This window comes from Nocardia implantans, assembly GCF_035544775.1.
Lineage (GTDB): Bacteria > Actinomycetota > Actinomycetes > Mycobacteriales > Mycobacteriaceae > Nocardia > Nocardia implantans.
Map to the genome: position 1 here is coordinate 663765 of NZ_JAYKYQ010000002.1, position 20934 is coordinate 684698.

Below are 20934 nucleotides of genomic sequence, written 5' to 3' on the forward strand. Positions count from 1 at the left end.
GACCTTACGCCGTCGTGATCGGGGACTGCGGGGTGGTGTCACCAGGGGTGACGCGGGTTATGTCGTGGTCGGTGACCGGCAGGTCGCCGTCCAGCGCGCGGACGATGGCGTCGGCCACCAGCGGCTTGATCTCGGCGACGGTGACTTCGCGGCCGAGTTCGCGGGTCAGCGTGGTGACGCCCGCGTCGCGGATGCCGCACGGGACGATGGCCTGGAACCCGTCGAGGGCGGAGTTGCAGTTGAGCGAGACGCCGTGCAGAGCGACGCCACGCTGCACGCGCACACCGATCGCGGCGATCTTGCGTTCGGCATGCCACTCGGTGGCGGGCAACCAGACGCCGGAGCGCCCGTCGACGCGGCCGCAGACCAGCCCGAGGCCGGTGCACACGGTGATCAACGCCTCCTCGAGGCGGCGCACGTAGCCGACGACGTCGACCGGCTCGGCGAGCCGCACGATGGGATAGCCGACCAGTTGGCCGGGACCGTGCCAGGTGATCTTGCCGCCGCGATCGACCTGCACCACCGGGCTGCCGTCGATGGGCAGATCGTCGGCTTCGGTGCGGCGGCCCGCGGTGTACACCGAGGGGTGCTCGAGCAGCAGCAGATGATCGGATCCGGTGCCGTCGGCGCGCTGCTCGGCGATGCCGCGTTGCAGGTCCCAGGCGGCGTGGTAGTCGATCAGCCCGAGGTCGTCGACCACGATCGGGGTCGTATCGAAGCGGGCGGACACGGTGGTGCGCGGCTTGGTCACAGCGATGACGGTACGCCCACGGGTGCAGCCGTTTCCAGCACCTCGAGGTGAGAGCCCCCACAGCTGAATCGGGGTTGCCAGGGGAGAGCTGACAAGGTCCAGCGCGGTGGAGTCGTTGTGGTCGGCGGCAGATTACTGCGCCGACCGCGCGCGTGGTCAGCTCGGGCGCACCGGGTGGTCCAGCGCCCGGCCGACCGTGGCGGTGCCCGAGCTCGCCGCGACGATCGGCATCCCCACCGGCGGAAGCGCATTTCGTCACTGACACCTGCCGGTGGGAGTGCAAGACCCCGCGCGCTCGCAGCAGCGCCGAATGGCTCGCTGCCCGGCGTAGATCAACGAGCGCACACCCCTAGCGCTCCCGGCGCATTCGGCAGGCCCCGGTGTGAAGACGCGGGGTCAGTCGACGTCGACCGGCAAGGTCAGCTGCATGAGCGTCAGATCCATCCAGCGGCCGAACTTGTGGCCCACCTCGGGCAGCACGCCGACGGTGCGGAAGCCGAAGCGCTCGTGCAGCAGGATCGAACCGGTGTTGGAGGATTCGATGGCGGCGATCATGGCGTGCACGTCTCCCGCGCGGCGCGCGCGGTCGATCAGTTCGGTGAGCAGGGCGGTGGCGATGCCGCGACGCTGGAAACGGTCGTCGACGTACACGGAGTTCTCCACCGTGTAGCGGTATCCCGATTTGGCGCGCCACGGCCCGTAGCTCGCGTAACCGGCCAGTTCCCCGTCGCTCTCGGCGGCCAGCACGGGCAGCCCGGCGCCGGTGCGGGTGCGGAACCAGCCGAGGCGCTCGTCCAGGCCGACGCGCTCGGTGTCCCAGATCGCGGTGGAGGTGGCGATATTCGTGTTGTGGATGTCGAGGATCGCCGGAAGATCGTCGGTGGTGGCGTCGCGGATGACGGTGGCGGGCCTGGTGTCGATTCGGTCGGTCATCGAGCATCTCCGGGTCGTCCCACCGTGGCCGCCAGCGCGGCGCCGATGGTGGGATGGTGGAACTGGTAGCCCGCTTCCTCGAGGGCGGTGGGAATCGCTCTCGGCCCGCGCAGGATCGCCTCCCGCGCCAGCTCACCGACCAGCGCGTGCAGCGCGAACGCCGGGACGACGAGCGGCGTGGGGCGATGCAGCGCCCGGCCCAGCGCGCGGCTGAACTCGGCGTTGGTGACCGGGGCCGGGCCGACCACGTTGATCGGACCGGACACCGTGTCGTGGGTGAGCGCGAAGACGATCGCGCCGATCTCGTCGGCCATGGAGATCCACGGCGTGTACTGGCGGCCGTTGCCCAGCCGCCCGCCCAAGCCGATCGCGTACAGCGGGTGGAGCATTCCGAGCAGGCCGCCGGCCCGGGACAACACCACGGCGCTGCGCAACAGCACCGTGCGCGCACCGGCCGCGGCGGCGGGCTCGGTCGCCTTCTCCCAGTCCTGGCACAGCGTGGCGAGGAATCCCGAACCGGCGGGGGAGGACTCGTCCACCACCCGATCGCCGGTGTCGCCGCCGTAGTAGTGCACCCCGCTGGCGTTGAGCAGCACGGGCACGCCGGCGGCGGCCACCGCCCCGGCCAGCACGTCGGTCGGTGTGATCCGGCTGTCGCGCAACTCCTGTTTGAAGCTGCCGTTCCAGCGCCGTCGTCCGACGCCCGCCCCGCACAGGTTGACCACGGCGTCGGCGTCGCGAAGCGCCCGCTGGTCCAGCTGGGCGCGGGCGGGGTTCCAGGCGAATTCGTCCGGGCCAGCCGGTTTCCTGCGCACCAGCCTGGCGACCTCGTGCCCGTCGCGGCGCAGAGCCGCGACGAGCGCCGTCCCGATCAACCCGGACGAGCCGGCGATCACGACCTTCATACGTGCCGCGGGACCTTCCTCACAGGCCGAGATCGGCCTCGAACGCCGCTTCCTCGAGCCGGTGCCGGATCGTGGTCAGGAAGCGCCCTGCGTCGGCGCCGTCGATCAGGCGGTGGTCGTAGGTGAGCGGCAGGTAGCACATCGAGCGGACGCCGATGGACTCGTTGCCGGTCTCGTCGGTCACCACGACCGGGCGCTTGACGATCGCGCCCGTGCCCAGCATGGCCGCCTGCGGCGGAACCAGGATCGGGGTGTCGAACAGCGCGCCCTGGCTGCCGATGTTGGTGATGGTGAAGGTGCCGCCGGCCAGCTCGTCGGGCTTGAGGCCGCCGTTGCGGGCCCGGTTGGCGATGTCGGCGATGGCGCGGGCGAGTCCGGCCAGCGAAAGGTCGCTGGCGTTGTGGATCACCGGCGACAGCAGGCCCTGCTCGGTGTCGACGGCGATGCCGAGGTGCACCGAGGCGTGGTAGGTGATCTCCTTGCTGGACTCGTCGTAGCTGGCGTTGACGTTCGGGTGCACGCCGAGCGCCTCGACCACGGCCTTGGCGAAGAACGGCAGGAACGTCAGGTTGACGCCCTCGCGCTCCTTGAACGCCGCCTTGGCCTGATTGCGCAGCGCCGCGATCTTGGTGACGTCGGCCTCGTGCACCTGGGTCAGCTGCGCGGTGGTCTGCAGCGACTCACGGGTCTTGGTCGCGGTGATCTGACGGATGCGGTTGGCCTTCTGCACCGTGCCGACCAGGTGAGCCAGCTGCGAACGGGCGGCGGCGGGCGCCGCGGGCGCCTGCGCGGCCGGAGCGGACGCGGCAGGGGCGGCGGCCGGAGCCTTCTTGGCCTCGGCGGCGGCGAGCACGTCCTGCTTGCGGATGCGGCCGCCGACACCGGAACCGGTGATCGCGGCGAGGTCGACGTTGTGCTCCTCGGCCAGCTTGCGGACCAGCGGAGTGACGTAGGGGGTTGCGCCGTTGGAGGATTCGGCGGCCGCGGTGGCGGCGGGCGCGGGAGCAGGCTCGGGCTTGGGAGCCGGTGCGGGGGCGGGCGCGGGCTTCGGGGCCGGAGCGGCGGCGGCCGGAGCCGGTTCGGGCTTCGGTGCCGGGGCGGGTTTCGGAGCGGGCTCGGGCGCGGGGGCCGGTGCGGGGGCGGGAGCCGGTGCGGCGGCCGCCGGTGCTCCGCTGCCGATGACGCCGAGCTGCCCGCCGACGGGCACGACATCGTCTTCCTGGGCGGTGATCTCCAGCAGGGTGCCCGCGACGGGGGAGGGGATCTCGGTGTCGACCTTGTCGGTGGAGACCTCGAGCAGCGGCTCGTCGACAGCGATCTCGTCACCGACCGACTTCAGCCAGCGGGTGACGGTGCCCTCGGTGACCGACTCACCGAGTTCCGGCATCTTCACCGGCGTGCCGTCACCGGACGACGCGGGAGCGGCCTGGGCGGCGGGAGCGGACTGCTCGGCCTGCGGCTCGGCGGCGGGCGCTTCCTCCGCGGGGACGGGAGTCTCCTGCGCGGGCGCCGCGGCTTCCGGAGCGGGCGCGGGAGCGGAGGACTCCGCCTCACCGGGCTCACTGATCACGCCGAGTTCGCCGCCGACCTCGACCACGTCGTCTTCGCCTGCGACGATCTTCGACAGCACACCCGCCGCGGGGGACGGGATCTCGGTGTCGACCTTGTCGGTGGAGACTTCGAGCAGCGGCTCGTCGACCTCGACCGTGTCTCCTTCCTGCTTCAGCCACCTGGTCACCGTTCCCTCGGTGACGCTCTCACCAAGAGCGGGCATCTGGACGGAGAAGGCCATGTCCGTTGACTCCTCTGACTGCTCGACGGGGTTCTACAACAGTTGATCTCGCTGCGGACGCCCGCCGCGGGTCGCGACGGGAGTCCGGAAGCCACCGATCATTGTGCGTGGCACCGGAGATCCGTGTGGTTCTTGTACCGCGGTCCATCCTTGCACTCGTCCGCAAGCCATGTAGCACAGGGCGGCGAACTGCGCGGAGCTGGCAGTATGGGAAGACCGGCGGTGAACATTCTCCGGTGCAGGAAAGGAGGTCGGCGTCGTTGGGTTTGCTGGATCGTTTCCGCGGCGGCGTCGCCCGGGGTGGCGGCACTCTACGTGGGGGTTCGGTGTCCGGGCAGGACGCTCGGTACCTGGCCGACTGGGTGCGCACGCATGTGGGCGTCGAGGGCTATATCGAACCGAAGACCACGGTGACAGATGTCACAGTCGTCCTTGTTGCCGCGGATGGTGAATGGACACGCCGGATCGTCGGCGAGCGCGGGGCGCGAAGGCTTGCCGGGGATTTGCACATCCCCGTCTACGACGTCGGCAAGACCGGATATCCGCAGCGGATGCGCGACTACGACGCGCGCAAGCGGATCGAGCGGCAGCGCGAGTTGGAGCGCGATCTGTACGACCTCTGAGGCTGTCGATTTGTCCGTTGCGCCCGATTCCCGGGCGCCGTGCGCCGCTTCCCCAGCGGTCGTGAACGCCGGCCGGATCCGCCGATTCCCGGTGGGCTCGGAGTCCGCCGGACGCGTGCTGCCGGGCGCATGGACGACGCGCGCCGTCCGGGAGCCACCCCGGACGGCGCGCGTGACGCTCACTCCGCGGCGATGTCCTGCAGCACGGCGATCAGCGTGCGGACCGGGACGCCGGTGCCACCCTTGCCGATGTAGCCGAACGGACCGCCGGTGTTGTAGGCCGGGCCCGCGACGTCGAGATGGGCCCACTGCACGTTTTCCGGCACGAACTCCTTGAGGAACAGCCCGGCCGAGAGCATGCCGCCCCAGCGGTGCGGCGCTACATTGGCCAGATCGGCGATCTTGGAGTTCAGGTCGGCCCGCAGTTCGGCGGGAAGCGGCATGGCCCAGCCGTTCTCCCCGACCTCGCGCGAGATGCGGGCCACCCGGTCGCGGAACTCGTCGGTGCCCATCACGCCGGGCGTGCGGGTGCCGAGCGCGACCATCTGCGCCCCGGTCAGGGTGGCCACGTCGATCAGGTACTCCGGCTCGTCCTCGCTCGCGCGCACGATCGCGTCGGCGAGGATCAACCGGCCCTCGGCGTCGGTGTTGAGCACTTCGACGGTGGTGCCGCCGTACTGGGTGAGCACGTCGCCGGGGCGCTGCGCGGTGGCCGACGGCATGTTCTCCGCCATCGGCACCGTGGCGGTGACGGTGATCGGCAGGCTCAGCCGCGCGGCCAGCAGCGTCGTGGCGATCACGGCGGCGGCGCCCGCCATGTCGGAGGTCATGTTCTCCATGTTCTGCGCGGGCTTGATGGAGATGCCGCCGGTGTCGAAGGTGATGCCCTTGCCGACCAGCGCGACCTTCTTCGGGCCGCCCGCGTAGGTGATCCGGATCAGCCGCGGCGGGCGCGAGGAACCCTTGCCCACGCCGAGCACGCCGCCGTAACCGCCCGCTTCCAGGGCCTTCTCGTCGAGCACCTCGACGGTGAGGCCCGCGGCCTCGGCGAGTTCCTGGGCGCGCGAGGCGAACTCGGCCGGGAACAGGTGGCTGGGCGGGGTGTTCACGAAATCCCGTGCGGTGGCGACGGCCTCGGCGGTGAGCTGCGCGCGGAACAGGGCTTCTTCGCCGAATCCCGGCTCGGGCACGAGCAACTCGACGCGGGCCACGGGCCGCTCGTCCGGCTTGGGCGCGGACTTGTCCGAGCGGAACGGCGTGAACGAGTAGGCGCCCAGGTAGAAGCCCTCGGCGGCGGCGCCGATATCCAGCCCGGACAGCGTGGTCACCACCAATTCGGTGCCCGACAGCGCGCGGGCGGCGACACCGGCCGAGCGGCGGATCTGCTCGGCGTCGAGTTTCTCGGCGGAGCCGAGCCCGACGGCGAGGACGCTGGTCACCCCGTCCAGTCCGGCGGGCGCCGGGATGCGGGTGAGTTCCTCGGCCTTGCCCTTGGCGCCCACCGCGCCGAGCTGATCGAGCAGTTCCGCGCGCACGTCGGCGGTGAGCACGTCGCCGAACAGGTCCTCGGGCACGATGGCGGGGCCGTCCTCCGAGGAGGTCAAGCCGATGACGAGCACATCGGTGTCCGCGCCGATGGTCTCGGTGCGTGCCAGTTCCGGTCCGAGCGAGCGATCTGCAACAGCGGTCATTGGCACAGGCTATTCGGTTGGTTCCGGATGGCGCAGCGCGACGCCGTCGAGCAGCAGTTCCACCGCGTTCGCCAGCAGGTCGTCGAAGTCCATGCCGAAGCCGGAGTCCAGGTCGGTGAAGTAGCGGTGCAGGACCGGACGCAGCGCCGGGTCGAGCAACTCGGCGAACTCGGGGGGCGTCTCGGCGGCGTCGCGCGGATCGCCGAAGCGGTCGGCGCGCTCGGAACTCCACAGCAGGGCGAGCCCTTGGACCAGGCCGGACACGGCGAGATAGATGGTGAATCCGTTCTGCCTGGTCAGGCCGGGATGGTCGAGGGCGGCGAAGTTCCGTTCCAGGACGTCCAGCAGCGCGGGGCCCAGCGGCGGGCGCACCCGCGCCAGCAGCGGCAGCATCCACGGATGCCTGCGGTAGAGGCGCCACTCCTCGTGCGCCTCGTGCCGTAGCCGGGGGCGCAGGCCGGTGCACGCCGGCCCTGGCGGCGGGATCTCGGCGAGCACCAGTTCCGCCATGCTCGCCAGCAGCGCTTCCCGGTCGGGGAAGTGGCGGTAGAGGGTGGCGGTGGCGACGCCGAGCGCACTGGCCAGGCGGCGCATGGTGAGGCCGTCGATTCCGTCGCGGTCGGCCAGCTCCACCGCCGCGCGGGCGATGCCGACGGTGGTCAGTCGCGTGGTACGAGCGGGGCCACGTACCGGGATCGCCGCGCGGCGGGCGCGATAGGCGCGGGCCTGGCAGGAGCGTGAGCAGTATTTGCGCCGCCGGCCCCGGCTGGGCTGGGTGAGTTCGTCGCGGCAGGTAGCGCAGGTCATCGCCGATCCTTTTCGACACACGAACAGGTGTGACGAAATGCTACTGATACCGCTGTGAGCTGCCTAGATTCGAGCTCGGAAAACGGTGTTCACGAGGAAAGGGGACGGGGATGGAAATCACCTCTCGACAGGCCGGTGTCGCGGACCGCGACGCGCTGATCGAGGCGTTCGGCATCGCCAGCGCGGACGAGGTGGTGACCGCGTGGGTGCTCGAAGGGCAGTCCGACGCGGGTTTGCGCACCGCGTTCGTGCCCGGCCTGGTCGACCGGGCGTTGCGCGAGGACGAGATCTGGGTCGCGGGGGCGGGCGAGGAGATCTGGTCGATATCGATCTGGCAGCACGTCACCTCGGTGGAGCGATTCGCCGACGAAGCCGCCGAGGCGCGGACCATGCTCGAACAGGCTCCCGATCTGCGCGTGGCGCAGCGGCTGGCGATCGTCACCGACCTGCTCGCCCGCGAGCATCCCCGCGAGTTCCCGCACCGCTACCTGCAAGTGATCGTCACGGTGCCGGAGCATCGGGGTCAGGGAGCCGGTGCGGCGATCCTGGCCGATCGGTTGGCAGCGGCCTCCGAAGCCGGCGTCCCGGCGTTCCTGGAAGCCAGCACCGAGCGATCCGCCCGGCTCTACCGCCGCTGCGGGTTCGCGCCGACCGCAACGACGCACACGTTGCCGGAGAACGGCCCGACGCTCATCCCGATGTGGTACCGGCCGCAGCGCGTGCGGGACTCGGCCGGACCCGGCCCGGATAAGCTCGGCTGGTGACCGAGACGAACCTCCTGCAAGGACCCATCCACGCCGTGCACGTCGAGCTGGGGGCGACCTTCGCGCCGTTCGGCGGCTGGGAGATGCCGGTGTCCTACGCGGGCACGGTGACCGAGCACCAGGCGGTTCGCACGACGGTGGGGCTGTTCGACGTCAGCCACCTCGGCAAGGCGACGGTGCGCGGCCACGGCGCCGCGGCGTTCGTGAACTCGGCGCTGACCAACGATCTGGGCCGGATCCGGCCGGGCAAGGCGCAGTACACGCTGTGCTGCGCCCCCGACGGCGGCGTGATCGACGACCTGATCGCCTACTACGTCTCCGACGACGACATCTTCCTGGTGCCCAACGCCGCCAACACCGCGGCGGTCGTCGCGGAACTGCGCAAGGCCGCGCCCGAAGGCGTCACGGTGAGCGACGAGCACCGCGACTACGCCGTGTTCGCCGTGCAGGGCCCGCGCTCCGTCGAGGTGCTGAGCGCGCTCGGGCTGCCCGCCGACCTCGAGTACATGGCCTACGCCGACGCCGACTGGGACGGCCGCCCGGTCCGGGTCTGCCGCACCGGGTACACCGGCGAGCACGGCTACGAGTTGCTGCCCCGCTGGGACGACGCCGAACCGCTGTTCCGCGCCGCGGTCGAGCAGGTGCGTGCCGCTGAGGGCCAGGTGGCCGGGCTCGGCGCCCGCGACACCCTGCGCACGGAGATGGGCTATCCGCTGCACGGGCACGAACTCTCCCTCGACATCTCCCCGGTGCAGGCGCGCTGCGGTTGGGCGGTCGGCTGGCAGAAGCCGCAGTTCTGGGGGAAGGCCGCGCTGGAACAGGAGAAGTCGGCTGGTCCGCGCCGAATCCTGCTGGGGCTGAAGGCGCTCGACCGCGGTGTGCTCCGGCAGGGGCAAACCGTGCTGCGCGATGGCGAGCCGGTCGGCGAAACCACCTCAGGGACCTTCTCGCCCACCCTCAAGCTCGGTATCGCGCTGGCCCTGCTCGACACCGCGGCGGGCCTCGAGCCCGGCGCCGAGGTCGAGGTCGACGTGCGCGGCCGCCGCCTGCGCTGCGAGATCGTTCGCCCGCCGTTCGTCCGGACCAGCACGAAGTAGCCGCTTTCCGCAGGCCCCGGCGGCGCTCGGCCGCGCGGGGAGGGGGTGGACCGTGGCGAAATGCCCGCAACGGGGCCGGATAGGATCGTCGCCATGACCGCTGCCGCACAGTTCACCCGTATTCCGCACCCCGCGCCGCTTCCGGCGCAGCGGCGACAGGAGGTACTGACGGAGCCGGGGTTCGGGCGGTACTTCACCGATCACATGGTCTCGATCGATTACGTCGGCGGCACGTGGACGAACGCGCGGGTGGAGCCCTACGGGCCGCTGGCGCTGGACCCCGCGACCATGGTGTTCCACTACGGCCAGGCCATCTTCGAAGGCCTGAAGGCCTACCGGCAGAGCGACGGCAGCGTCTCCTGTTTCCGCATCGACGCCAACGCCGCGCGTTTCCGCCGGTCGGCTCGCCGGATGGCGATGGCCGAGCTGCCCGACGAACTGTTCATCGAGTCGGTGCGCCAGCTGCTCGAGGTGGACCGCGACTGGGTGCCCGCGGCGGGCGGTGAGGAATCGCTGTATCTGCGGCCGTTCATGTTCGCCACCGAGGCCGGGCTGGGCGTCAAACCGGCCGCGGCGTACAAGTACCTGCTGCTCGGCTCCCCGGCGGGGGCGTACTTCCCGCGTGGCGTGAAGCCGGTGCGGGTGTGGCTGTCCACCGAATACGTGCGCGCCGCGCCGGGCGGGACCGGTGAGGCGAAGGTCGCGGGCAACTACGCCGCTTCCCTGCTGGCGCAGGCGGAGGCTTCGGCCAAGGGATGCGACCAGGTGGTGTGGCTGGACGCGTGCGAGCGCCGCTACGTCGAGGAGATGGGTACGAACAACCTGTTCTTCGTCTTCGGTTCCGGCTCCGACGCACGGCTGGTCACCCCGGAACTGTCCGGTTCGCTGCTGCCCGGCATCACTCGCGACTCGCTGCTCACCCTCGCCGCCGATTCCGGCTTCCCGGTCGAGGAGCGCAGGATCTCGGTCGAGGAATGGCGCAAGGGCGCCGAATCCGGTGAGATCACCGAGGTTTTCGCGTGCGGAACCGCCGCGGTGATCACGCCGGTCGGCTGGGTTCGTTCCGATGCGGGCGAATTCACCATCGGCGGTGGCGAGCCCGGCACGGTGACCATGGCCCTGCGGGACACCCTCACCGGCATCCAGCGCGGCACCTTCGCCGACAAGCACGGCTGGATGCGGCGGATGTGACTCAGCCCGGCATCAGCATGTGCCACTGCTCCAGCGTCTGCGGGCGCATGACGTAATTTTTGTCCCGGACAGTGGACAGCGCCGCGCTGGGCTCCTGCGAGTACCAGTGGCCCGGATACACGACCGGGTCGCCCGCGAGTCCGGCCAGGTAGCGCAGGCTGCGGAACATCTCGTCCGAATCGCCGCCGGGGAAGTCGGTGCGGCCACACCCGTCGATGAAAAGGGTGTCGCCCGCGATGAGGCGGTTGTCGAACAGGAAGCACTGGCTGCCCGGAGTGTGGCCGGGCGTGTGTAGTAATTCGATGTCGAAGGCTCCGACGGTGACCTTGTCGCCGTGCTCGTGGCCGGTGAGCTCGCTCTCGGCGATTCCCGTGACATTCGCCACCCACGGCAGCTCTTTGGCGTTGACATGCACTGGGACGCTTGTCTTTTCGAGCAGCTCGCGTACCCCGCGCAGGGTGAAGCCGAGCATCGTGCCACCCACGTGGTCGGGGTGGTGGTGGGTGGCGAGCACCCCGCTCAAGCGCAGACCGTCGCCCTCGGCGATGTCGACCAGATCACCCGCGGCGTAGGCGGGATCGATCACCACGCACTCGCCTGTTTCCCGATCGCCGATCAGATACGCGAAGTTGCGCATCTGCGTCGCGATCGGATCGCCCACGGCGTAGTCGCGTCCCGACAACAGCTGGCGAAAATACAGGCGCTCAGAAGACATACCGCCCACCTTATTGCCCGACCCAGACGATCCGCGCACCACGGCCGGAAAAATTCCAGTGACTCAGACTCTCGCCGCTGATTCACCCCGGACAACGTTCCATCCGGCCTCTCGGGGACGGTCAGACGGGCTGGACGGTGAGTGACAGGACGACTGCCGTGAGCGCAACGGTGGTCTCGACCGCCGCGCCGAGGACGTCACCCGAGAGCCCGCCGAAGCGGCGCGCGCAGTGCCGGACCAGGAGCGTGGAGGCGGTCAGGCCGAGGGCGACGGCCAAGGGGCCGAGCCACGGGCAGCGCGGAACCGCGAACACGGCCAGACCCACCGTGGTCACGGACCAGAAGGCCGCGGCGGTGGCCGACTGCGTGTCCGCGACCAGGACGCCGAACCCGGTGCCAGGCGCGGCCGGGACACCACGGCAGGCGAGGATCACCGCGACGCGGCCGGTGGCCACGGCGAGGGCGACGGCGAACCATCGGCCCGAGTCGGCCAAGGACGCGAACGAGAACGCCTGTATGCCGATGGCGAACGCGAGCCCCGCGACACCGAACGGGCCGGCCCCGCCGCTCTTCATGATCTGCCTGGCCCGCTCCGGCGGACCGTAGCTGCCGAGTCCGTCCAAGGTGTCGGCCAAGCCGTCGAGGTGCATGCCCCTGGTGATCAACGCCAGCGCGCCGACCACAAGCAACCCGGCCAGCGCCGCGCTCGCCCCGGCCCGGCTCAGCGCCCACAGCAAACCCGCGGCTCCGGCTCCGAGCAGCGCGCCGACCAGCGGCGCCAGCAGGATCGCACGGCCCGCCGCGGCCCGGTCGACGGCATCCGGCCCGCGCACCGGCAGCACCGTGAGCCAGGAAATCGCCAGCCGGGTACCGTTCACGACTTTCGCAGGTTCGGCGGGGCGCTCGCCGGTTCGGCGTCGGCGGTGCTGACACCCGCTTCGGCGAAGGTCGACATCTCCGCGAGGGCGGCCACCGCCGAGCGGAGGATCGGGAGGGCGGTCAGCGCGCCGGAGCCCTCGCCGAGGCGCATGGTCAGGTCGAGCAGGGGTTCCAGGCGCAGGTGTCGCAGCGCGAGGTCGTGCGCCGGTTCGGTGGAGCGGTGACCGGCCAGCCACCAAGCGCTCGCGCCCGCGGCGAGGTCCTCGGCGACCATCGCCGCGGCCGTCACGACGACGCCGTCAAGGACGACGGGTGTGCGCCGGGTGGCGGCTTGGGCGAGGAACGCGGCCAACGCGGCGAAGTCGGCGCCACCGGCCACGCGGAGCAGTTCGACCGGGTCCTTCACCACCGGGCGCGCGCGCCGCATCGCATCGCGGATCGCGGCGACCTTGCGGATCCATCCGGCATCGTCGACGCCCGTGCCGCGCCCCACGGCGGCGACCGGTTCGGTATTGGTCAGGCTCGCGATGAGCACGGTGGCGGGTGTGGTGTTGCCGATACCCATGTCACCCGCGATCAGCAGGTCCGCGCCCGCGTCGATCTCCTCGTCGGCGATGGCGCGGCCCGCCTCGATCGCCGCCTGGACCTCGTCGGCGGTGAGCGCGTCCTCGCGATCGATCGCCCCGCTGGAGCGGCGCACCTTGTGCTTGGACACCTGCGGGTCGGTGTCGGCGTCGACGGAGATGTCCGCCACCCTGACCGTCGCGCCGGCCACCGCCGCCAGCGCGTTCACCGCTGCGCCGCCGCCGAGGAAATTCGCGACCATCTGCGCGGTGACCTCGCTCGGATACGCCGACACCCCGTGCCGCGCGATGCCGTGATCCCCGGCGAAGACCACGACCCTGGCGCGCTCGAACTGCTTCGGCGGGCAGGCGCCCTGGCAGGCCGCCACCCAGTTGCCGAGTTGCTCCAATCGGCCCAGCGCACCAGCGGGTTTGGTCAGCTGGGCTTGCCGCTGCTCGGCCGCCGCACGAAACTGTGTGTCCGGAGGCGCTACCGGTCCGAATCCGTGCGTCACTATCGAGCCTTTCGGTCATGGCGGTCCCGCCGACTACGCCGCCCAATCTTGCCATTGCCCTTCCACGCCGTGGGGCCGTGACCTGATCACGGCGTAGCCGTTCGACGCGCCGCAGGACCACCTGCCGGTTCGCTGCCGGAGAAGGTAGGACGCGGCCTGCTCCGGGTCGGCGGTGTGTCGGCGAGACCTCCGCGAGCCGGGTCGGTGATCGGCGCAGGTGACACCATGATCGACGTCGCGAATCGGCGCCAAGGGGCGCGACCTGCTCGACACAGCGGTGTGATCGAGGTCGGAGCCAGGAGCCTCTGCGACGACGTCCCGGCGATCGTCTCGCGCAGTGGTCGGCGCACATGCAGGAAACGCGGCGGGCGACCGGCGGCGCGGCCGGGGGATTCCGGGGCGACAACACGCGTTTCCGGCCGCGACATCCAAGTGACCAGGCAGCCCTCCGACGCCGCCGAGCCGCGGCTGCGTCGCCCGGCGGCGCCGCGGGCCGCCTGTCGCGGTCGGTGGTTGCTCGCAACGACGGAGCGCTGCGAACGGCGGCTACTTGAGACGGAGGGGGAGGCCCGCGACGACCAGGAAAGCCTCGTCGCAGACCTGGGCCAAGCGCTGGTTGAGGGTGCCGATCTCGTCGCGGAAGAGACGGCCCGAACGCGTGGCCGGGATGACGCCCATACCCACCTCCGGGCTGACGATCACGAGGTCGCCGGTGTAGGCGGCGACGGCAGAGACCAGCGCGTCGGTGTCGGGAGCGACCGTGCCGCGCGGCGCTTCCCAAGCTTCGCGCGCGTCGATGCGGGCGGTCAGCCAGGTGCCGATGTCGTCGATCAAGGTGACCGGCGGCGGGCTCGGCATGGCTGCGAGGAGAACCGCTGTGGGGTCGGCGCTCTCGATGGTCGACCAGCCCGCTGGGCGTCGGCCTCGGTGTGCGGCGATGCGCTCGGCGAAATCATGATCGGCGGGGTCGGGCACGGCGGTGGCGAGGTAGCGTACTCGGCCGCCCGCCCGCACGGCCAGATCCTCCGCGAACGCCGACTTCCCCGACCGCGCGCCACCCAGAACGAGGATGCTGCGTGGCGTAGGCGCGGGAGTCTCGGACACGAGTGCACGGTATCAACCGAACCGCGGATTGCCGCGTGACTCTCGAGGCATGCCCGGTCCGGGCGGGGAACTCCGAAGATGGGGCAGGCGCAGCCGCGGTGAATCTGTGACGGTAGGCCGAACAGACGGCGACCAGCAACGGTGCTCGATGAACCGGGGCGAGTATGCCGAGACGTCTCGGACGTACGCGGAAAGCCGGTCGGCTGTATGGCTCCGTGATCAGGCGGAGGCGTCCGAGCTGCGCCCGAAGCGGCGGCGGTACTCGGTGGGGGCGATGCCGACGAGGCGCTGGAAATGGTGGCGCAGGAGCGCGCCGGAGCCGAAGCCGGAGCGGGCGGCGATCTGTTCCAGTCCGAGGTCGGTTTCCTCGAGCAGTTGCTTGGCCAGCAGTACGCGCTGGTTGGTGAGCCATTTCACCGGGGTGGTTCCGGTCTCGGCGGCGAAACGGCGCGCGAAGGTCCGGGTGGACATGTTGGCGCGTGTGGCCAGGTCTTCCACCGTGTGCGGCAGATCCAGGTGCTCGTTCATCCACTCCAGGGTGGGAATGAGGCTGTCGGAGGTGCAGGCCGCGACCGGGCGTTCGATGAACTGGCGCTGCCCGCCGTCGCGCTGCGGCGGGACCACCATCCGCCGCGCGATCGCGTTGGCCACGCCGCTGCCGAGTTCGCGGCGCACCAGGTGCAGGCAGGCGTCGATGCCCGCGGCGGTGCCCGCGCTGGTGATCAGATCGCCCTCGTCGACGAACAGCACATCCGGATCGACGGTCGCCGCGGGATACTCGGCGGCGAGTTGCTCCACGTAGCGCCAATGCGTGGTGCACTTACGGCCGTCGAGCAGCCCGGCCGCACCGGCCAGGAACGCGCCGGAACACACGGTGAGCACGGTCGCCCCGGCGGCCGCCGCGTCGCGGACGGCCGTGACGATCCGCGGATCGAACCCCCGATCGGCCGCGGCGGCGGGGATGGCCACCAGATCGGCCGTCGCCAGCTCTTCCAGCCCGTACTCCGGTGTGACGGTGATACCGGGGCTGGTGGAGTGCAACGGGACGCCCGGCTCGGCCCCGCACACCCGGAAATCGAAGGCGGGTAGTCCGTCGGCGGTGCGGTCGAGCCCGAAAACCTCACAGATGACCCCGAATTCGAACATGGCCATGCGTTCGGACAGCACCACGGCGACCTTCGACAGCATGCCGCCAGTCTAGTGGCCGGATTTTGACGAACAATGTCGGTACCGCCACTGTCGGCGGTAAATCATTGACCGCAAAATTACTGCCATGGTTACTTTCCTCATCACCTTGGCAGTCATCGTGGCGTTTGCCACACTCGTCGCCCGCGGCACCGACCGCGCGGGCTCCGCGCAGGTGATCGACCGCGACGCACAACGGCTGCACGCAGAATTGACCGCCATCCTCGGCCGCAACACCCACCACCGCTGACCCAGCCGAATCGCTCTGATCGCACGACGGAAACCGTGCACCTGTCATCCGCAGCCCAGCCCGCGTGCGCGGCCGCTGCATAGGCGACGAAGGAGCAGGCGATAGTCGCCGACCGATCAGGCCATGACAGGGACCATCGTGACGGGCGGCCTGCCACCCAGCCACTCCAAAGCGCGTGCATCCCGCAGCAGGCTTCGCACGCGCCCCGCCCACGTCTTTCGACCGAAGCGAGGTCGAGCACGCGCCGTTCGTAACCGGAGTTCGCGTGCGCGCGGCCACCGCCTACGCGACAAAGGAGTAGGCGCCGACCGCCGACCCGATCAAGCGGAAGGCTGCGACCGGCGCGGCGGACGGCCGTCCGACCAGTCACCCCGGACGGCCAGCCGACTAGCCACTCCGGACGGTGCGCACCTGATCAGTAGCTTCGCCACCGACGCGCCCAGCGCACCCCAACTACGACTTTCGAGCGAAGCGAGACCGAGCATCCGCCGTTCGCGGCCCGGCTCGCGTGTGCGCGGCCGCCGCGTACGCGACGAAGGAGCAAGCGGCGGCCGCGCACACGCGAGCCACAAAGGGGCCGCGAACACCCAGCGCCGCAGGCGCTGGAAAAACTACACAGCGTCGCCCGGCCCGACCCGTGGTTTCGGGGCGCGCATCTTGCGGATCTGCGACGCGCGGACGAAGGCGTACCAGCCGAGGCGGTATCCGCCGTCGGTGGTCTCCGGGAAACGCTCCCTGACCCGGTTGTTCACCACCCGGCCGAGCAGGACGCCCTCGATGCCCATGAACAGCATCATCACCAGCATGGCCAACGTGACGACGGTCTGCAGCGCGGGGGCGAGGAACATCGAGAAGATCAGCACCAGCGCCATCGGCATGAACAGGCCGACCAGGTTGCGCCGGGCGTCGACGATGTCGCGGACGAAGGCCCGGACCGGCCCCTGGTCGCGGGGCGGAAGGTACTTGTCCTCGCCCGCGAGCATGCGCTCGCGCCGATCCGCGGCGGCCTCGCGCCGTTTCGCGGCCGCGGCCTTGCGCTCGGCTCTGGTGCCCCGCGCGGCCTTGCGCCGGGCGCGGGCCTCCTTGGCGGTGAGCGGGGCGGGCGCTATCGGGCCGCGGCGCTTGCCTTGCGCGTCACGGCGTTTCGGGGTGGGACGGCCCTTGCCCGCGGTGGCCGTCGCCGCCGCGCGGGTGGTGCCCGCGGCCGAGTCGCCGTCCGTGACCACCGTCGATTCGGCGGTCGCGTCGGTGGTGCTGGACTCGCCGCGACGGAACAATTTCACATCGACCAGGCTATTCGATGGGTAGCGCGGCGAGAAATGCGGTCCGATTCGCCGGGAGTGTGCGGGGTCACGGAGGTTGCGCGCCGTCGCGGCGGGGGTGGTGGCAAGATGGAGGAATAGCAGCCTGCCGAGTGGTGTTGACCGACACGACCCGTGCGCTGTTCACGGGTTGACCACAGGTTCCTCGAGGAGAGTTCATGACTGTGCAGAACGAGACCGCCACCCACGGTGTGACTCTGACCGACGCCGCCGCCGCGAAGGCGAAGGCCCTGCTCGACCAGGAGGGTCGCGACGACCTGGCGCTGCGGATCGCGGTGCAGCCGGGTGGTTGTGCCGGCCTGCGTTACCAGCTGTTCTTCGACGACCGCTCGCTCGACGGCGACCTGACCGTCGACTTCGGCGGCGTCACGCTGGCCGTCGACCGGATGAGCGCGCCGTACGTGCAGGGCGCCTCGATCGACTTCGTCGACACCATCGAGAAGCAGGGCTTCACCATCGACAACCCGAACGCCACCGGCTCCTGCGCCTGCGGCGACTCCTTCAACTGAGGCAGTGATCCCGGCGCGGTCGCGGAGATCGGCCGCGTTCGATCGGAACACCTGATCTCGTGCGGACACGGGTAACTCGTCGGGAACGCCCAGGACCCGAGCGGCACTCACGCAGGACCTGAACGCAAATCCGGTGCCGCTCAACTAGTACGGCCTGAAGACCCGGACAGGCGGCATCAGCTACGGTGAGATCGGGACCCGCGTCCCGGTCTGCACCGCCTGCCGCCTACCGTTGAAGGGGCTCAGCCACGTGTCCATAGCCGTTTCCGCGTCCATTGCGACCGACCACCTCATGCGTTTTCCCGGACGGTTCGCCGACGTACTGCTGGCCGATCAGCTCGACCACGTGTCGCTGAGCTTCCTCGTCGACGATCTGCAGATTCGGCGCGGCGGCGTCGGCGGCAACATCGCCTACGCCATGGGCCTGCTCAATCGCACGCCCCTGCTGGTCGGTGCCGTCGGCGCCGATTTCGGCGAGTACCGCGCCTGGTTGGAGAAGCACGGGGTCGACTGCTCCACCGTGCTGGTGTCCGATCGCGCGCATACCGCGCGTTTCGTCTGCACCACCGACGACGACATGGCTCAGATCGCGTCGTTCTACCCCGGCGCGATGAGCGAGGCGCGCGATATCTCCATCGCCGAGCTGTCCGAGTCCAGGGAGCTCGACCTCGTCCTGATCGGGGCCAACGACCCGGAGGCGATGCTGCGGCACACCGCCGAGTGCCGCGAACTCGGCATTCCGTTCGCCGCCGATCCCTCGCAGCAGCTGGCCCGCCTGGACGGTGACCAGTCCGTGCAGCTGATCGACGGCGCCGCGTACCTGTTCACGAACAAGTACGAGTGGGCGCTGTTGCTGCAGAAGACCGGCCTGAGCGAGGAAGAAGTCGCCCAGAAGGTCGGCGTCCGCGTCACGACCCTGGGCGCGGAAGGCGTGCGGATCGTCGACCGCGACGGCACCGAGGTGACCGTCGGCGTCGTGCCGGAGCTCGAGAAGGTGGAGCCCACCGGCGTCGGTGACGCCTTCCGCGCGGGCTTCCTCACCGCGCACACCGCCGGGCTGAGCCTGGAGCGTTCCGCGCAGCTGGGCTCCCTGATCGCCGTGCTGGTGCTGGAGACCATGGGCACCCAGGAGTGGACGCTGAACAAGGAGTCCGCGCTCGAGCGCCTCACCCAGGCCTACGGCCCGGAGGCCGCGGCGGACATCAAGACTTTGCTCTGACCCTGAACGACGAAAGGCGCGCACCCGACCGGGTGCGCGCCTTTCGTGTACCTCAGAGCGAGACCGGGTAGACCGGCTCCTGGATCTCCGGCTTGATCCGGTCCTCGACGAAGATGCCGTGCCACACCATGAACACCAGCAGGGTCCACAGCCTGCGGCTGTGATCGGCGGTCCCCGCCCGGTGCGCGACCAGCATCTCGCTGATCGCGGCCTTGTTCAGCAGGTGGTCGGTCTGCGACTCGGCGATCTGCTGCTGCGCCCAGTCGTAGAGTTCCGTGCCGCGCAGCCAGTGCCGCAGCGGCACCGGGAAGCCGAGCTTGGCGCGGTGCAGCACGTGCGGAGGCACGATGCCCTCCAGCGCCTGACGCAGCGCGTACTTCGTGGTGTCCTTGGTGATCTTCTGCTCGAACGGCAGCCCCTCCGCCGCCTTCAGCACCTCGGTGTCCAGGAACGGCACGCGCAGTTCCAGCGAGTTGGCCATGGTCATCTTGTCGGCCTTGACCAGGATGTCGCCGCGCAGCCAGGTGAACAGGTCCAGGTGCTGCATCCGGGCCACCGGGTCCCAGCCGCGCGACTGCGCGTACAGCGGCGCGGTGACGTCCTGATGGGTCCACTCCGGCCGGAACTCGCGCAGCACGGCGCGCAGCTGGGCGTCGTTGAAGCTGCGCGCGTTGCCGTAGTAGCGCTCCTCGAGGGTGAGCGAGCCGCGGTGCAGCAGGCTCTTGCCCCTGGTGCCGTCCGGAATCCGGTCCGACAGCTTGCCGGCCAGTCTGCGCAGGCCGCGCGGCAGCTTCTCGAACGGCTTCAGCGACAGCGGCTCGCGGTAGATGGTGTACCCGCCGAACAACTCGTCGGCGCCCTCACCCGAAAGCACCACCTTGACGTGCTTGCGCGCCTCCTTCGCGACGAAGTACAGCGGCACCAGCGCCGGGTCGGCCACCGGGTCGTCGAGATACCAGACGATCTCCGGGATGGCCTGGGCGAACTCGGCGGGGGAGACCACCTTCACCACGTGGCGCGCGCCGATCGCCTCGGCGCTCTCGGCGGCCACGTCCACCTCCGAGTAGCCCTCGCGTTCGAACCCGGTGGTGAACGTGATCAGCTTCGGGTTGTGCCGCATGGCCAGCGCCGCGACCGCGGTGGAGTCGATGCCGCCGGAGAGGAACGAACCGACGGTCACGTCGGCGCGCATGTGCTTGGCGACGGAGTCCTCGAGCGCCGCGGCGATCTCCCGGTAGCGCGCCGCCGCCGAACCCGGGGTGAACGGGCGCACCGGGAACTTCGGCGTGAAGTACCGGGTGACGACCGGCGCCGCACCGGGCCGCACGGTGGCGTAGCTGCCCGACTCCAGCCTGCGGATGTCCTTGTGCAGCGTCTCCGGCTCCGGGACGTACTGCAGCACCGTGTAGTGCTCCAGCGCCCTCGGGTCCAGCGCGTCGCTCAACCGCAGCGCGGGCAGCAGTTCCAGCAGGCTCTTCTTCTCGCTGCCGAACGCGGTGCCGCCCGGTCCGGTGGCCAGGAACAGCGGCTTGATGCCGAACGGGTCGCGGGCCAGGAACAGCTCCCCGGTTTCGGTGTCCCAGATCGCGAAGGCGAACATGCCGCGCAGCCGCCGCACCGCCTCCGGCCCCCAGTAGTGGAACGCCGCGACGATGGCCTCGCTGTCGCCCTCGGTCTGGAAGATCTTGCCGTCGGGGAACTCGGCGGCGTGCGCCTCGGCGAGTTCGGCGCGCAGCTCCAGGTAGTTGTAGATCTCGCCGTTGAAGGTCAACGCGTAGCGGTCGGGCTGCTCGGGCGGGCCCCAGCGCAGCGGCTGGTGCGAGTGCTCGATGTCGATGATCGACAGGCGGTTGAAGCCGAAGATCACATGGTCGTCGTGCCAGGTGCCGCGCTCGTCCGGGCCGCGGTGACGCACGCAGTGCAAGGCCTCGTAGACCTGCTCCACCGTGCCAGGTGCCGCCTCGTCAGATGCCAGGAATCCGAGCAGTCCACACACGGCGTCGGCAACCTCATTTCTCGCAGTCGGGATACGCGCGCACCGGATGGCGCGCAAGGGGACGAAGTCTAGTGTCCGAGTATGCCGCACCCGTGGCGTCCGCGCGTCGCGCGCATCACGTCGC

Annotated in this window: 20 protein-coding genes; 7 read left to right on the forward strand and 13 right to left on the reverse strand. The window is 70.4% G+C overall.

Translation table 11 applies throughout. The features are described from left to right. Positions 1-4: 4 nt before the first annotated feature. From lipB to sucB, 4 genes are all read right to left on the reverse strand, one after another. Positions 5-751, reverse strand: a complete 747-nt coding sequence (gene lipB / locus U3653_RS07290; RefSeq protein WP_195077800.1) for a lipoyl(octanoyl) transferase LipB — start codon at positions 749-751, stop codon at positions 5-7. Between the two features lie 396 nt (positions 752-1147). Beyond that, entirely contained in the window at positions 1148-1684 is a 537-nt protein-coding gene (locus U3653_RS07295) for a GNAT family N-acetyltransferase (RefSeq protein WP_195077801.1), read from the reverse strand. Further along, on the reverse strand, positions 1681-2589 hold the full coding sequence (locus U3653_RS07300) for a TIGR01777 family oxidoreductase (protein WP_195077802.1): 909 nt from the start codon (positions 2587-2589) through the stop codon (positions 1681-1683). The genes U3653_RS07295 and U3653_RS07300 overlap by 4 nt, the downstream gene beginning before the upstream one ends. Before the next feature lie 19 nt (positions 2590-2608). Continuing rightward, positions 2609-4381, reverse strand: a complete 1773-nt coding sequence (gene sucB / locus U3653_RS07305) for a 2-oxoglutarate dehydrogenase, E2 component, dihydrolipoamide succinyltransferase (protein WP_195077803.1) — start codon at positions 4379-4381, stop codon at positions 2609-2611. A 260-nt stretch (positions 4382-4641) separates the two neighbouring features. Here sucB and U3653_RS07310 point away from each other — a divergent pair, with 260 nt between their 5' ends. Next, entirely contained in the window at positions 4642-5004 is a 363-nt protein-coding gene (locus tag U3653_RS07310) for an oxidoreductase (protein WP_435406548.1), read from the forward strand. A 179-nt stretch (positions 5005-5183) separates the two neighbouring features. On the opposite strand, the gene U3653_RS07315 is transcribed toward U3653_RS07310, so the two are convergent. Beyond that, positions 5184-6695, reverse strand: coding sequence for a leucyl aminopeptidase (locus U3653_RS07315; protein ID WP_195077804.1), 1512 nt, complete (start codon positions 6693-6695; stop codon positions 5184-5186). Positions 6696-6704: 9 nt separating this feature from the next. Continuing rightward, complete coding sequence (locus U3653_RS07320) at positions 6705-7502, reverse strand: TetR/AcrR family transcriptional regulator (protein ID WP_195077805.1); 798 nt, start codon at positions 7500-7502, stop codon at positions 6705-6707. 110 nt (positions 7503-7612) lie between these two features. On the opposite strand from U3653_RS07320, the gene U3653_RS07325 reads away from it, so the two are divergent. From U3653_RS07325 to U3653_RS07335, 3 genes are all read left to right on the forward strand, one after another. After that, positions 7613-8266 (forward strand): GNAT family N-acetyltransferase, encoded by a 654-nt coding sequence (locus U3653_RS07325; RefSeq protein ID WP_195077806.1) that lies wholly within the window; start codon positions 7613-7615, stop codon positions 8264-8266. After that, the gene (gene gcvT / locus U3653_RS07330) at positions 8263-9363 is read left to right on the forward strand and encodes a glycine cleavage system aminomethyltransferase GcvT (RefSeq protein WP_195077807.1); all 1101 of its coding nucleotides are present in this window, start codon (positions 8263-8265) and stop codon (positions 9361-9363) included. Before U3653_RS07325 ends, gcvT begins: the two co-directional genes overlap by 4 nt. Positions 9364-9456: 93 nt before the next feature. Then, positions 9457-10554, forward strand: coding sequence for a branched-chain amino acid aminotransferase (locus U3653_RS07335; RefSeq protein WP_195077808.1), 1098 nt, complete (start codon positions 9457-9459; stop codon positions 10552-10554). A 1-nt stretch (position 10555) separates the two neighbouring features. On the opposite strand, the gene U3653_RS07340 is transcribed toward U3653_RS07335, so the two are convergent. From U3653_RS07340 to U3653_RS07360, 5 genes are all read right to left on the reverse strand, one after another. Beyond that, positions 10556-11269 (reverse strand): MBL fold metallo-hydrolase, encoded by a 714-nt coding sequence (locus tag U3653_RS07340; protein WP_195077809.1) that lies wholly within the window; start codon positions 11267-11269, stop codon positions 10556-10558. Between the two features lie 121 nt (positions 11270-11390). Then, on the reverse strand, positions 11391-12146 hold the full coding sequence (locus U3653_RS07345) for an adenosylcobinamide-GDP ribazoletransferase (protein WP_195077810.1): 756 nt from the start codon (positions 12144-12146) through the stop codon (positions 11391-11393). After that, positions 12143-13225: a nicotinate-nucleotide--dimethylbenzimidazole phosphoribosyltransferase gene (cobT, locus tag U3653_RS07350; RefSeq protein ID WP_195077811.1), complete on the reverse strand. Its 1083-nt coding sequence runs from the start codon at positions 13223-13225 to the stop codon at positions 12143-12145. Before cobT ends, U3653_RS07345 begins: the two co-directional genes overlap by 4 nt. 546 nt (positions 13226-13771) lie before the next feature. Further along, the gene (gene cobU, locus U3653_RS07355; protein ID WP_195077812.1) at positions 13772-14329 is read right to left on the reverse strand and encodes a bifunctional adenosylcobinamide kinase/adenosylcobinamide-phosphate guanylyltransferase; all 558 of its coding nucleotides are present in this window, start codon (positions 14327-14329) and stop codon (positions 13772-13774) included. 219 nt (positions 14330-14548) lie between these two features. Then, the gene (locus tag U3653_RS07360; RefSeq protein WP_195077813.1) at positions 14549-15517 is read right to left on the reverse strand and encodes a helix-turn-helix domain-containing protein; all 969 of its coding nucleotides are present in this window, start codon (positions 15515-15517) and stop codon (positions 14549-14551) included. Positions 15518-15602: 85 nt separating this feature from the next. Between U3653_RS07360 and U3653_RS07365 the strand changes: the two genes are divergently transcribed. Continuing rightward, complete coding sequence (locus tag U3653_RS07365) at positions 15603-15764, forward strand: hypothetical protein (RefSeq protein WP_195077814.1); 162 nt, start codon at positions 15603-15605, stop codon at positions 15762-15764. Positions 15765-16375: 611 nt separating this feature from the next. On the opposite strand, the gene U3653_RS07370 is transcribed toward U3653_RS07365, so the two are convergent. Further along, positions 16376-17047, reverse strand: coding sequence for a DUF3043 domain-containing protein (locus U3653_RS07370; protein WP_195077815.1), 672 nt, complete (start codon positions 17045-17047; stop codon positions 16376-16378). Positions 17048-17244: 197 nt separating this feature from the next. Here U3653_RS07370 and U3653_RS07375 point away from each other — a divergent pair, with 197 nt between their 5' ends. Together U3653_RS07375 and U3653_RS07380 are read left to right on the forward strand one after the other, a co-directional pair. After that, positions 17245-17595, forward strand: a complete 351-nt coding sequence (locus U3653_RS07375; protein WP_039797033.1) for a HesB/IscA family protein — start codon at positions 17245-17247, stop codon at positions 17593-17595. Between the two features lie 250 nt (positions 17596-17845). Further along, positions 17846-18814, forward strand: a complete 969-nt coding sequence (locus U3653_RS07380) for a carbohydrate kinase family protein (RefSeq protein ID WP_195077816.1) — start codon at positions 17846-17848, stop codon at positions 18812-18814. A 52-nt stretch (positions 18815-18866) separates the two neighbouring features. Here the strand turns inward: U3653_RS07380 and asnB are convergent, their stop codons facing one another. Further along, positions 18867-20810: an asparagine synthase (glutamine-hydrolyzing) gene (gene asnB, locus U3653_RS07385; RefSeq protein WP_195077817.1), complete on the reverse strand. Its 1944-nt coding sequence runs from the start codon at positions 20808-20810 to the stop codon at positions 18867-18869. Positions 20811-20934 lie beyond the last annotated feature (124 nt).

Bases quoted from the DNA above. Each gene is read 5' to 3' on its own strand.
- U3653_RS07340 (WP_195077809.1), bottom strand. From the start codon at position 11,269: ATGTCTTCTGAGCGCCTGTATTTTCGCCAGCTGTTGTCGGGACGCGAC.
- U3653_RS07325 (WP_195077806.1), top strand. From the start codon at position 7,613: ATGGAAATCACCTCTCGACAGGCCGGTGTCGCGGACCGCGACGCGCTG.
- U3653_RS07360 (WP_195077813.1), bottom strand. From the start codon at position 15,517: ATGCTGTCGAAGGTCGCCGTGGTGCTGTCCGAACGCATGGCCATGTTC.
- U3653_RS07320 (WP_195077805.1), bottom strand. From the start codon at position 7,502: ATGACCTGCGCTACCTGCCGCGACGAACTCACCCAGCCCAGCCGGGGC.
- U3653_RS07335 (WP_195077808.1), top strand. From the start codon at position 9,457: ATGACCGCTGCCGCACAGTTCACCCGTATTCCGCACCCCGCGCCGCTT.
- sucB (WP_195077803.1), bottom strand. From the start codon at position 4,381: ATGGCCTTCTCCGTCCAGATGCCCGCTCTTGGTGAGAGCGTCACCGAG.
- U3653_RS07375 (WP_039797033.1), top strand. From the start codon at position 17,245: ATGACTGTGCAGAACGAGACCGCCACCCACGGTGTGACTCTGACCGAC.
- U3653_RS07295 (WP_195077801.1), bottom strand. From the start codon at position 1,684: ATGACCGACCGAATCGACACCAGGCCCGCCACCGTCATCCGCGACGCC.
- U3653_RS07300 (WP_195077802.1), bottom strand. From the start codon at position 2,589: ATGAAGGTCGTGATCGCCGGCTCGTCCGGGTTGATCGGGACGGCGCTC.
- U3653_RS07365 (WP_195077814.1), top strand. From the start codon at position 15,603: ATGGTTACTTTCCTCATCACCTTGGCAGTCATCGTGGCGTTTGCCACA.
- U3653_RS07315 (WP_195077804.1), bottom strand. From the start codon at position 6,695: ATGACCGCTGTTGCAGATCGCTCGCTCGGACCGGAACTGGCACGCACC.